We start from the raw sequence: 13,117 nt of genomic DNA, 5'->3' as shown, positions 1-13,117 counted from the left end.
TTGCGCCATGAGATCAAATCTACTAATGTTCAAAAAAAGATAAAAGCTGATTATATCTAACTAAAAGCAAGGTTTTTACGAACAATATGAACATAAACTTCAATCATCTGTACTATTTTTGGCAAGTAAGCAATGAAGGCAGTATCGCAGGTGCAAGTAAAGTTCTTCATTTGACGCCTCAAACAATCAGCGCGCAGCTATCAAGCTTAGAAGATCGATTAGGCAAACCCCTATTTATAAGAGAAGGAAGAGGACTCAGGTTGACTGACTTCGGCATTTTGACCAAGCAGTATGCGGACGATATGTTTTCGATTGCCAAAGAGTGGTTAGAAACAACACAAGATGGTGCAACAGCCATACACCGCACATTAAAAGTAGGCATCTCAGATGCCATTCCAAAATCGTTAGTGTCAAAATGGCTTGCTCCTTTAATAGAAAATGAGCAAGTTGCCAACCTGCACTGTATCGATGGTCAGCAATCTGAATTATTGGCTCAGATGGCGATGCATAAACTCGATATCGTACTAGCGGACAAGCCACTTGATAGTAATCTACCATTTAAAGTATTTTGTCACGAAATAGGAAAGAGCCAGATCGGCTTTTATGGCTCAAGTTCTAGTTGTGAAAAACTTAAAGCAAACTATCCCAACTCTTTGCAAGCACAACCTATCATTCTTCCCGCGAAACACAGTCCAGTAACGAACTCAATTCAATTTTGGCTGCAAGAGCAAAATATAGAAATAAAAGTCGCAGGGCATGTAGACGACAGCGCCTTGATGAAAGCGTTAGGTCAACAGGGATTTGGCATTTTTCCTGCCCCACTTTCGATAAAATCAGAATTGCAACGGCACTATGATGTCTGCCTCGTTGGCACTATCGAAAGTACGTATCAAAACTATTATGCCTTCACACCCGATAGATTAATTAAAGACTCTATCTTCAGTGAATTCGTCAATTTTGCCAAAGGAGTAAGCTGACGCTACAGTCAGCTTAAGTTGGCTGCAATAGAGCGGACAAGTTTTGTTTGTAACGTCTCGAAAGGTGGAGTGAATCTCCGTTTTCTAGAATAACGTCGTAATCTCCATTATCTCTTGTCTTAAGTTCACTGATAGCATTTAAGTTAACGAGTGACGACTTATGGATCCTAGAAAAACCAAAGGTTTTAAGACTTTTTTCCATTGATGACATCGTGTCCCTATGCAAGATTGAGCGCTGCCGATTGATCATATGAAGCTCGACATAGTTTCCCGCACCACCAACCCAAGCTAAGTCTTCCACTTTTATAACATGAATATGCCCCGAGTCTTTTACAATCAACCTTTGATTTGGGACATACTCTGGTGGAGATTCTTTAGAATGCAAAACTGCCAGCTGAAGAATATTGGTGATCAGAGCGCCTTCTGTATCTTTACCATCAACACTCATCGTTGTAGAAGTATTTAATTTAACACCTGTCGTTATTTTAATAGTTGGCACAGAGTCAAAGTTTCTTGTGATTAATTCTTGCTGTCTCAGGTCAATATCATGTGAAATATCAATTAACAAACAGTCGATTTCACCCGCCCTAATAGTTTCTGAAATATCAACAATGGATTGATAATAAATAAACTGGGAACAAACCGAGACTTCTTTTAGCTTTGTACTTATTTCGACGCCAAGCTCAGATAAATAGCTAGGAATAGAGATCGTCACTCTTTTCATTCATCACCTTAAACACATCAACAGGTTAACAAGGATACTAATACTTTGTATCCTATTTCACAATAGTTAACATATTATTGTTATAGATTGTCACTATGTGATCTGCAAATTAATTTTGATCTTTTTTTTCTCGCCTGTCGTCACTGATTCCCATCGTCTTACGTATCTCAACTGGCATATTCCAAGCTTCCGTCATAACTTCGTCGTGATACTAATAAGCCTTTGTGATGAGTTATTAAACTTGCCGAAGGTATCTAAAACAAACCTATCAGGGGATATCATGAAACAATTCAAGCGTTCTAAGTTAAGTATGCTTATCACTTCCGCGTGCCTAATCGGCGGAAGTTTAAGTATCCAAGCATCAGCCGAAGAAACAGCTGATGGTGCTAATGAAGAAGTCGAAAGAATTTCTATTACAGGTTCTCGTATTCAACGTGTAGCGTTAACTGCTAAAACACCGGTTATCGAATTAGACGGATCTGAATTTGCCATGTCAGGTAACTTAAACGTAGAGCAAAAGCTTGCCGAACTACCGCTGACAGTTCCTTCTTTTGGCCCAAGTTCAAACAACCCGGGAGATGGTACAGCTCGTGTTGACTTACGCGGTTTGGACGATGAGCGTACTCTTGTTCTTGTTAATGGTCGCCGCTGGGTTCCTGCAACACAAACAGGTGTTGTCGACTTAAACACAATTCCCGCTTCTCTTATTGAAGGTGTAGACATCATTACAGGTGGTGCAGGTGCGGTATATGGTTCTGATGCTCTGGCAGGTGTTGTAAACTTCCGTTTGAAAGATGACTTTGAAGGTGCAGAAATTTCTGCGTTATACGACATCACAGAAGAGGGTGATGGTGAAAAATTCAACACTGACCTTACCTTAGGTGGAAACTTTGCCGATGGTAAAGGTAATGCTACCGTTTATATTGGTTACGCCAAACGTGAGTCAATCTTTCAGGGTGATAGAGATTTTACTAACGTAACACTCACTGAAGGCGATACAGGTTTAGTGCCTGGTGGTTCATCAGGTATTCCTGGTACCCGAGTATTCTCAGGTCCTACACTTCCTAACGGTACAACTTTAGGCCGTTTTGGTCCTAATGGTGAAGGCTTACCGTATACATCAGCCGATGCATTTAACTATGCCCCTGATAACTACCTACAACTACCACAAGAGCGTCTAACGCTTAACTCCTTTGCACACTACTACATCAATGACGAGACTCGCTTATATAGTGAGTTATCTTTCATCCGCAACGAAGTGCCGTCACAGCTGGCTCCAACTCCTGCATTTGTAGGCAACCTAGAAGTCAACCCCAATAGTCCATTCTTTGGTGCTGATGTTCAAGCCGCAATGAATGCGCTGGTACCTGAACTTGACGCGGACGGTGAGCCTACAGGCAATATGATCAGTGCACTTAATGCAGACGGAAATTATGTTTTACCGTTTATTGGCCGCCGTATGGTTGAAAACGGTCCACGCCAATCAATTGATACGCGTAACGCTATGCGAGTGCTAATAGGCGTTGATGGTTTTATTGGTGATTGGGCTTACAACGCATACTACAGTCGCTCTGAACTAGACCGCTCAAACCTACTTAATAATGACGTTTCTGAAACACGCTTCAGACAAGCGATCTTAGTTACTGATGACGGTAGCGCATGTCAAGATACATCTGGCGGTTGTGCACCATTGAATATATTCGGTGAAGGTAATATTTCGCAAGCGGCGATTGATTTTATCAACGTTGGTGCATCTAATGTAACAAACATCAAACAAGAAATTTTCCACGTCGATTTTGCTGGTGAATTACCATTTACCGTGCCATCTGCTGATTTGCCGATAGGTTTCGTAATTGGCTACGAAAGCCGCTTTGATGACTCAAGTTTCCGTCCTGATGAGTTCTTGGCGTCTGGCGATGTTTTGGGCTTTAACGCTGGCGAACCAACAGTTGGTAGTTATAGTGTTGATGAAATCTTCACAGAAATCGACATTCCATTAGTGACGGATGCGGCATTTGCTGAAGACATTACATTATGGTTTGCAGGGCGCCTCTCTGATTATTCAAACATTGGTAACGTCTCCTCATTTGCAACAACGCTAAACTGGAAAGTGAATGAATATGTGTCGTTCCGTGCTGGTTATCAAGAATCAGTGCGCGCACCTAACATTTCAGAACTATTCCAAGGTGCTGCAAATGGCTTCCCAAGCGCAACCGATCCATGTAGCGTAGACGGTTTTAAGGAAGGCACAACGGATAGAGCACTTTGTGAAGCTCACGGTGTTGCATCTTCTCAAGTTGGTGTCTTTGAGCAAGCAAACGCGCAAATCGAAGGGAGCTTTGGCGGTAACCCTGAGTTGAAGGAAGAAACGTCGGAAACAGTCACGCTAGGTCTTGTTATAACACCTACAGAAAACTTTGATGTAACCATCGATTACTTCGATATTCAGATTGATGATGCTATCGATGTACTAGGTGGTGGCGTAAACAATATTCTAGATATTTGTTACAACCAGCTTAAAGATCCAAGCTCTGAATTCTGTCAAGCGATTACTCGTCGTCCTGATGGCAATGTAGACCTTGTAACGGCACTCAATGCTAACATCGCTGAACTTGGTACTAAAGGTTATGACGTTAACTTCAACTGGAGGACTGAACTTGACTTTGGTATCGGCGAGAATGGATCAACTTTGAGTATTAATTCAAAGAACACCATTCTTGATGAGTACTTTAAAACAGCAAGTGTTGGCTTTACAGAAACAAATTACTGTGAAGGTAAATTTGGTAACACATGTCTGACCCCTCGACCAGAGTTTCAAAGTAATAACCGCTTCACTTGGACTTCAGGCGACTTAAGCGTGTCAGCACTAGTGCGATATATGAGTGAAGTTGATGATGACACTGGCGAAAACGAAATTGTGCCTACATCTAAAGCTGTATGGTACCTTGATCTTAGTGCAAGCTATCACTTCACGGATCATGTACAGGCAACATTTGGTGTTAAAAATGTGCTAGACACTGAACCAACAGCTCTAGGTGATGCTCAGCAACAAGCAAATACATTCCCAGAGTTGTATGACGTTATCGGCCCACGTTACTTCGTGAGTGCTGTGTACACATTCTAATCAGTTGATACTGAAAGACTAGGGAGCTTCGGCTCCCTTTTCTGTTGTTGCCGGATTAGTTCCTTTATCTACAGTAAATTACTAAGTTTTCCATCGCGTTTAGTGCAAAACAGCTCGTAACCAACGAAGCTTCAAAATAACAACACTTTACTCGCAACTAAGTCGAGTTTGGCTAAAATAAAAAGTATGCAGCTCAGTCCAATTGACCGTTTAAGAAAGATAACATGAAGCAAGCGCCCGAAATTACAATTGCAGTTCAAGATGCCTTCAAATTGATCCAACAAAAACAATACCAACATGCATTAACTAAGCTACAGCCTTATACTGACTCGCGTCACCCTGATCTGCATTACCTATTGGGAATTTGCTATAAATCTCTTGCTGAGTGGCAAAGCGCAATAACCTCATTAAGTAATGCGGCTAAACTCGCCCCACTTAAAACTGAAATCTTAAATCATCTAGCCAAATGTTACTGGCTATCAGGTGATTTATACCAAGCAGAGGCCCATTACCTTGCGCTTTATGAAGCTGAGCCTCACAATCTAGATTTACTTAAAAACTTGTCGCTGCTGTATCTTGAAAAAAACCAGCTCGACAAGGCTAATCATTGGGCTCTCAAAGGACAACCTCTAGATGATTCTGGACAACTCACCAAAATACTCGGGGATGTTGAAAAAACAAGAGGAAACCTCAGTGAAGCGATCAGTTACTATCAACAAGTCCCTCAACACTCTCCGATTGTCTTTCGTGCAATACACAATTTAGGCCTTTGTTATAAACTACAGGCTAAATTTGACCAAGCAATTCAATGCTTTAAATTTGTGAATCAAAAAGCACCTGAGCAATATGAGCCGCTATACAACCTCGGGGACTGCTTTTTTGCAAATGGTCAATTTGAACAAGCACAGCAAGCCTACAATTTGGCATTAAAGCAAGCCCCATACAATCCAACCATACATAAAGCAATTAACGAGCTTTACTGGCAAAGTGGGCAGCATCAGCTTTTTGCTACCAGTTTACTAACCGCGCTGGAGTCAACAAATAACCGCTTGGAACTCATAGAGTGCCTAGCGGAACTTTACTGGAATACCAATCAGTACAGTTTATGTGAGGAATGTATACAGGCGTCGGGTTACGCCAATACTTCAGCGGCATTACTCGCGCTAAGAGGGCGTCTGGCAGCCACAAACAATGAGCTAAATGCAGCCTTTGAGCATTTCGATAATGCCAATAAGATAGTCGTTAATTACGACAGGATATGTGAACAAGCCAAATTTGCGATCCAGCTTGGTGAGTTCAGTACCGCACAATCTCTGCTCGAAAAAGTATTGCAAGCGCAGCCCAACTCACAACTTGCATTAGCTTGGCTAAGCGTTGTGTATCAAGCCACAGATAAACAAAAGCACCAAGCTCTATGCAACCCTGATTTTATTCTGACAACAACCTTAGACGCTCCGAGCGGCTTTCAAGACACTGAAGACTTTCTTACAGAATTGGAATCATGCTTACTAACACTTCATCAAGGCAAACAAGCACCAAGTGAACAGACCTTAGTAAATGGCACACAAATTTCAGGAGGCTTGCTTAATAGAGATATCGAAATCATTTCTAAAGCTCGAGATCAACTACTGCGAGATATAGATAAATGCCTTAATAAGTTGGAATTAGATCCAGTACATCCCTTTTTAGCACATTTACGCAAAGAGAAATGCATCACAGGCTCATGGTCTGTCAAACTGACGGAGCAAGGTTTCCACGTGAGTCATATTCACCCCGCAGGTTGGATTAGTGTAGTTTTATATATCAACACGCCAAATGACGATAGCAACAATGGGGTAATTGAATTTGGGCGACCACCACTTGCTCCACCCTACGATTTTCCACCATTCAAAACCGTAAAACCTCAACGAGGGCAAATCGTGATCTTCCCCTCTTATTTTTGGCATGGAACACAGCCATTTAACCCTACGGGTGATAACTATCGAATGACTTTGCCACTCGATATTGGCGTTCTTAATAAATAGAAAGAGAAACCATTTAAATGACAAACGAAGAGACACCACCTCTCAATATCGACTCACTTTTACAGCCAATTCTCGCATGCGAGCCACAAAATAGTTGGCCATTTTTATTAACGAAGCTAATCGATAGCTATCCTCAAAGTGCTGAACTAAGCTATAGAGTTGCTGTAATTTTAGAGCAAATTGGAGCATTACTTGAAAGCGAAAATGCCTACTTTCACTGTCTTACTCTGGCCCCCAAAAACTACTTAGTGTATCTGTACCTTGGATATTTATTAGAGAAAAAGGGAGAAGACAGTACAGCACTTGTATGTTATACCCTATGTGAAGCACTCACAGGTAGCTTTAAACGGCTTCAACTCAACAATAACACCGCCCCCCAAACACTTGAGCGCTTCCAAAAAGCCTGGCAGTGTATGGAAAAAAACCTTGGTACAGCATCAAGCATTGAGTCGGGTCGCTGGGTGCAATACTGCAGTAAACCTTTTGAAACAGCCCAAGCTCCACACCTTTTTTATGTCGCGAATCTAAGAGCCCACCCTATCTGGCCCGCGGACCAATTTGCATGGTATGAAAGTTTTAACGCTACGATCCCCGACATTATCAAAGAGTTTCACGCTGCTTTTGATACCGCCTCTTCACACCTTACGCCTTACTTGTCGGGTAAAGAGTATGAAAGCACATTTCCAATGCTCGCAAACAGTACCAACTGGCAAGCGTTATCCCTTTTTAAAGAGGGTGTGGAAGACGTTTCAGTGACAAAATACTTCCCGATACTTAAAAAAGCCTTAGAGAAAGTACCTTGCTATGGGTTAACAGCATCTCCATACGAGGTGTTTTACTCTAAATTAGCCAAAGGCCAAACCATCACTCCACATTATGGCCTTTCAAACCACAGCTTAACAGTGCATTTAGCCATAAAAATCCCCCACAACTGCTACCTAGACGTCAACGGCGAGCGTGTTTCTTGGCCAGAACATCAACTCACCATCTTCGATGACTCCTATTTGCATATGGCACATAATGGCAGCGATAGTGATAGAATTGTACTTATATTCTCAATTTGGCATCCTGATCTAACATCAACCCAACGCCAAGCTATACAATCAGAATTTAAAAATAGACAGCACTGGGTTGAAAATTTAAGCGCAGCTTTGAATCAATATAGAAACGATCACTAGAATTCTAATTTTCGTCACGTCTCCCCCTCAACTTACCACAAAAGGGGTTGTTACTATGTGAATAACCCGTAACTTAAAGTCTGACCTTATAATTGAGGTCTCCCTGGATAATTGCGGGGGGTGACCCCCGTTTTTTTCATGCTAGCCACATCATAAATCACAATGCTAAAATCCAATCACAATCCTCAAGTTAATGTAAACTCATGCAAAAACCGCTCATTACAATCCATTATTGCGTGCTTTGCCAATGGATGCTGCGAGCTTCTTGGCTCGCACAAGAATTACTTTCAACTTTCTCTGACGATTTAAAACAAGTTGCACTTGCACCAGCAAGTAAAGGCGTATTCGAAATCTACTACAACGATACATTAATTTGGTGCCGAAAAGCTGATGGTGGTTTTCCAGAAGCCAAGGTACTCAAAAGAAGAGTGAGAGACTTATTAGATCCTGAGCGTGATTTAGGTCATGTAGACAAATAACCAGCAGACAGTGATCGAGGCAGCTTAACTCCGAGAGTACAGGCAAGGGCAAAAATATCTGGAATATTGCTGAACAACTCCACTGGCCCGAATGGAAATCTGGAGTCACCGCTGCCTTGCAGCCTGCTGAGGTGAGCGCATGGATGCGTGAGGGATGCTGCTTCATGGACGAATTACAGCACATGATTCAGACGTGAATAACTCAGGTTTAGCCCCGTGCATACGGGGAACACTCTAAAGATATATCACTGTTTCTATTAGCAAAAATCACCATTACAATGTTCACCAAAAATATTGGGTACAAATTCTACGTATGTTTACTCGGCTCAATTGTTAAAGATCGGGGTTTCTCTTCAAATAATGTATAGCCAACAAACCAATAAACTTCCCTATACTTACTCAGCAAAATCGATGAGCTCTTGCCCTGTTAGGCGATAAATAATCCATTCATTTTGTGCTTTAGCACCGATGCTTTCATAAAAATCGATTGATGGTTTGTTCCAGTCAAGTACCACCCACTCAAAGCGACCGCAGTCCTTTTGTAGTGCAAGTCTTGCTAGGTACTTCATGATCCCTTTACCTGCGCCAACACCGCGTTTGTCTTGTGACACATATAAGTCTTCAAGATAAAGTCCATGCTTGCCAAGCCAAGTAGAATAATTAAAGAAATACACTGCGAATCCGATTGCTTCACCATCTAATTCACAAATAACGCTGTGTGCTCTGGCTTCTTTACCGAACAGTTTTTGCTCTATTTCTTCTACGGTATTGAGCACGGCATCCGGCTCTTTCTCATAAATTGCAAGTTCATTGATAAAGTGCAGTATCGTCGCGGCATCAGCCACTTCTGCAGGGCGAATTGAAAGACTCATAATGGCTCCTGATTGAAGGTTTTAGCCAGCTTAGCAAATTGTAAAGGGGGATGACAGCACCTTTCAGGCAGCAGTAAAGTGAACAACCACTCAAGATCGTTCGTATATAAGGTTAACAGTTTTTTATAGAGGAGGAGGTTAATATGCAAAGGACCATCTTTGCCTTTTTGGTGTTGTTTTTCAGCACTCAGGGTTTCGCAAGTACCAGTGAAGTTGTAAATCAATTTATAGAAAACCCTCAACAGGTCGGTAAAACAAGTCGAATGACCTATCTATTTTGGGATGTTTACGACGCCAGCCTTTATGCTCCGCAAGGGGTGTACTCTAAAGAACAGCCTTTTGTATTGGCGTTACATTATTTACGCGCGCTTGATGGCAAAGAGATAGCAAAACGCTCGTTAAAAGAGATGCAAAAGCAAGGGTTCAGTAATTCAAGCCAAGGTGAGCAATGGCTAACAAAAATGGTGAAAATATTTCCTGACGTTTCTGAAGGTACCGTGCTATATGGTTTAAGAACACCTGAGGGTTATACCCAGTTTTATGAGGGTGACAAGCTCATTGGTGAAGTGAAAGACTCGGAATTTACTACTCGCTTTTTCGACATTTGGCTTAGTGAGAAAACCTCCGAGCCGACAATGCGATCCGAGCTTTTGGGCTTAAAACGATGACCACTAAATGGCTCTTTTTCTCAATTTTAAGTTCGCTATTTTGTTCAGCGAGACATACCGGCAGCAACAGCACTCGAACACTTTTCAAATCTAAGGAGAAACAATGCGTACTATCTTGATGTTACTCACCCTATTTTTATTATCTGCTTGTAGTTCCGGCATTGATGGTAATAAATACTCTACGCTCAGCCCACAGTTCGATCCATACGAGTTTTTTGTTGGTGACATAAAAGCATGGGGGATAGTCCAAGACAGAGATGGTAACTTAGTCCAGCAATTTACTGTCGATATTAAAGGCTCAATCAACAACCAGTCTGAGCTTGTTTTAGATGAGACCTTCAACTATTTGCTCGGTGACGGCGTGAAAACACGAATTTGGACTATTACAAAAGCAGCTGACAATCAGTATTCTGGCCGCGCCGACGATATTCTCGATTCAGCATCGGGTGAAACTTTCGGTAATGCAATGAATTGGCAGTATAGAATGGATTTACCCGTTGATGATACCAGCTATGAAGTACACTTTGATGATTGGATGTGGTCTTTTGATCAAACCACTCTCATCAACCGCTCTTATATCGAAAAGTTCGGCATTGTGATGGCTGAAGTCACAATCTTTATGCAAAGGCAATAATAATTACGCCAAATCAACTTCAATTTAACCTTCTTACTCGTGTATTTGTCTACAATTTATAGACAAATACACAGGCTTAACTACAATCCAACGCTATTCTAGTAGTGTAATCAGTATTCAACACTGGTAAATACTTAACAAAAAATGCCGTATAGAAAAGTTTTATTACTGAGTAAAGTGCAAGAAATTGCGGCGAGAACGTAGCTAATAAGAACCAATAGGAAGCCCCACCATGATAAAGAAGATACTAGCTGGAGCCGTAGCGCTTGCGCTTGTCGGATGTGTTAATACCGAAAATGAACAATCTAATAATGCAACATTAGCGCAGTCCGTAAAATATCCCATCACTAAAACTGGCACCGTTGTAGACAGCTACTTTGGTACGCAAGTGGCAGATCCATACCGTTGGTTAGAAGATGATAAAAGTGCAGAAACCGCAGCGTGGGTAAAAGCGCAAAACGAAGCAACACAGGCATACTTATCGCAAATTCCGTATCGTAAAGATATCGAAAAACGCCTTACTGAACTACTTGATTACGAGCGTGTTTCTCAACCATTTAAGCACGGTAACTATACCTATTTTTACAAAAATGATGGGCTGCAAAACCAAAGTGTTTTGTACCGCCAAAAAGAAGGTGGTGAGACTGAGGTATTTTTAGATCCAAACACCATGAGTGACGATGGCACAACATCGCTTGCAGGATTAAGTTTTAGTAAAGACGCCTCATTAGTCGCTTATCAAATTTCCGAAGGTGGCAGTGATTGGCGTAAAGTGATTGTACTAAACACCGAAACTAAAGAGCAGGTTGGTGAAACGTTAGTCGACGTTAAGTTTAGTGGTATCTCATGGTTTGGTAATGAAGGCTTTTACTACTCAAGCTATGACAAACCTAAAGGCAGTGAGCTTTCAGCAAAAACTGACCAACATAAAGTGTATTACCACAAGATTGGAACGCCTCAGGCTCAAGACAAGGTCATTTTTGGTGCCACTGATGCGCAAAAGCACCGTTATGTTTATGGCGGCGTAACAGACGATAAAAAGTACTTAGTGATCTCTGCTGCGGTATCAACATCTGGTAATAAGCTATTTATTCGTGACTTAAGCAAACCAAATAGTGACTGGGTAACAATTTTAGATCATACCAACTCTGATACCAGCGTGATCCACAGTGAAGGCGACACATTGTTCCTAAGCACGAACTTAGATGCGCCTAATCGTCGAATCGTTAAAGTCAATGCGAAGCAGCCACAACCAGAAAACTGGCAAGATGTGATCCCGGAAACCAACAATGTGCTTTCAGTATCAACTGGCTCTGGCTACCTATTTGCAACTTACATTAAAGATGCAATTTCATTGGTAAAACAATATGATTTCACAGGTAAACTGATCCGTGATATCACCCTTCCAGGGGTAGGTACAGCGAGCGGCTTTAGTGGTGAAGAAGAAGACGAAGTACTCTATTACTCATTCACCAACTACAAAACACCGAGATCGATTTTTGCTTTCAATGCAAAGTCAGGCACCAGCGAATTATATAGCTCAGATAAAGTAGACTTTGATTCAGATGCTTACGTGTCTAAGCAAGTTTTTTACACTTCAAAAGATGGCACCCGCGTACCGATGATCATCACCCATAAAAAAGGGCTGAAGTTAGATGGTAATAACCCAACGCTACTATACGGTTACGGTGGATTTAATGTCAGTCTTAAGCCTTATTTTAGCCCGACACGTGCAGCTTGGTTAGAGCTAGGTGGTGTTTATGCGGTAGCAAACTTACGTGGCGGCGGTGAATACGGTAAAAAATGGCACAAAGCTGGAACTCAAATGCAGAAGCAAAACGTCTTTGACGACTTTATTGCTGCAGGCGAATATTTAGTATCTGAAAATTATACTTCAAGTGAAAAGCTTGCAATTAACGGCGGTTCAAACGGTGGCTTGTTAGTAGGTGCAACAATGTTGCAACGTCCAGACCTATTCAAAGTTGCAGTGCCAGCGGTTGGGGTACTTGATATGCTGCGTTACCACACCTTTACTGCTGGGGCTGGATGGGCTTACGACTACGGTACGGCGGAAGACAACAAAGAGATGTTTGAATACCTGAAAGGTTATTCACCTGTACATAACGTAAAGGCTGGCGTAGATTATCCAGCAACCATGATCACAACAGGTGACCATGACGACCGCGTAGTACCTGCACACTCTTACAAGTTTGCAGCTGAGCTACAAAGCAAACACACAGGTCCGAATCCGACGCTTATTCGTATCGAAACCAATGCCGGGCACGGCGCAGGCACACCAATAAGCAAGACGATTGAACAGTATGCCGATATTTATGGCTTTACGCTTTACAATATGGGAATTAAGTCCCTTTAAGCATAAGCCAAGTTTGAAAAGCCACCTGTACAAGCAGGTGGCTTTACTCAATAAGGACGTATC

The 13,117-nt window shown here is 41.9% G+C and carries 10 protein-coding genes; 8 read left to right on the top strand and 2 right to left on the bottom strand.

Annotated elements, in window-relative coordinates; genetic code table 11:
- The first annotated feature begins 86 nt into the window (after window positions 1-86).
- Entirely contained in the window at window positions 87-977 is an 891-nt protein-coding gene (gene nhaR / locus CWC03_RS16440) for a transcriptional activator NhaR (RefSeq protein ID WP_138582801.1), read from the top strand.
- A gap of 13 nt (window positions 978-990) precedes the next feature.
- Here the strand turns inward: nhaR and CWC03_RS16435 are convergent, their stop codons facing one another.
- Window positions 991-1,701 carry a LytR/AlgR family response regulator transcription factor gene (locus tag CWC03_RS16435; protein ID WP_138582800.1) on the bottom strand — a complete coding sequence of 237 codons (711 nt, stop codon included), beginning with the start codon at window positions 1,699-1,701 and terminating at the stop codon, window positions 991-993.
- Between the two features lie 280 nt (window positions 1,702-1,981).
- Here CWC03_RS16435 and CWC03_RS16430 point away from each other — a divergent pair, with 280 nt between their 5' ends.
- The 4 genes from CWC03_RS16430 to CWC03_RS16415 all read left to right on the top strand — a co-directional run bounded on the left by CWC03_RS16430 (window position 1,982) and on the right by CWC03_RS16415 (window position 8,506).
- The gene (locus CWC03_RS16430; RefSeq protein WP_138582799.1) at window positions 1,982-4,825 is read left to right on the top strand and encodes a TonB-dependent receptor plug domain-containing protein; all 2,844 of its coding nucleotides are present in this window, start codon (window positions 1,982-1,984) and stop codon (window positions 4,823-4,825) included.
- A 224-nt stretch (window positions 4,826-5,049) separates the two neighbouring features.
- The gene (locus CWC03_RS16425; protein ID WP_138582798.1) at window positions 5,050-6,849 is read left to right on the top strand and encodes a 2OG-Fe(II) oxygenase family protein; all 1,800 of its coding nucleotides are present in this window, start codon (window positions 5,050-5,052) and stop codon (window positions 6,847-6,849) included.
- A gap of 17 nt (window positions 6,850-6,866) precedes the next feature.
- A complete protein-coding gene (locus CWC03_RS16420) occupies window positions 6,867-8,027 on the top strand; it encodes an aspartyl/asparaginyl beta-hydroxylase domain-containing protein (RefSeq protein ID WP_138582797.1) in 1,161 nt (386 codons plus the stop codon).
- A gap of 203 nt (window positions 8,028-8,230) precedes the next feature.
- The gene (locus tag CWC03_RS16415; RefSeq protein WP_138582796.1) at window positions 8,231-8,506 is read left to right on the top strand and encodes an Rdx family protein; all 276 of its coding nucleotides are present in this window, start codon (window positions 8,231-8,233) and stop codon (window positions 8,504-8,506) included.
- Window positions 8,507-8,901: 395 nt separating this feature from the next.
- Here the strand turns inward: CWC03_RS16415 and CWC03_RS16410 are convergent, their stop codons facing one another.
- Window positions 8,902-9,378, bottom strand: a complete 477-nt coding sequence (locus CWC03_RS16410) for a GNAT family N-acetyltransferase (RefSeq protein ID WP_088532761.1) — start codon at window positions 9,376-9,378, stop codon at window positions 8,902-8,904.
- Between the two features lie 143 nt (window positions 9,379-9,521).
- Between CWC03_RS16410 and CWC03_RS16405 the strand changes: the two genes are divergently transcribed.
- The 3 genes from CWC03_RS16405 to CWC03_RS16395 all read left to right on the top strand — a co-directional run bounded on the left by CWC03_RS16405 (window position 9,522) and on the right by CWC03_RS16395 (window position 13,054).
- Window positions 9,522-10,046: a chalcone isomerase family protein gene (locus tag CWC03_RS16405; protein WP_138582795.1), complete on the top strand. Its 525-nt coding sequence runs from the start codon at window positions 9,522-9,524 to the stop codon at window positions 10,044-10,046.
- Window positions 10,047-10,149: 103 nt separating this feature from the next.
- Window positions 10,150-10,680: a DUF3833 domain-containing protein gene (locus CWC03_RS16400; protein WP_138582794.1), complete on the top strand. Its 531-nt coding sequence runs from the start codon at window positions 10,150-10,152 to the stop codon at window positions 10,678-10,680.
- 232 nt (window positions 10,681-10,912) lie between these two features.
- Window positions 10,913-13,054, top strand: coding sequence for a prolyl oligopeptidase family serine peptidase (locus CWC03_RS16395; RefSeq protein WP_138582793.1), 2,142 nt, complete (start codon window positions 10,913-10,915; stop codon window positions 13,052-13,054).
- Window positions 13,055-13,117: the final 63 nt, after the last annotated feature.

The sequence above is a fragment of the Pseudoalteromonas sp. S2755 genome, from assembly GCF_005886535.1.
Taxonomy (GTDB): Bacteria; Pseudomonadota; Gammaproteobacteria; order Enterobacterales; family Alteromonadaceae; genus Pseudoalteromonas.
The sequence above is the reverse complement of the archived record's forward strand: the minus strand, read 5'-3'. Positions and strand labels throughout refer to the sequence as shown.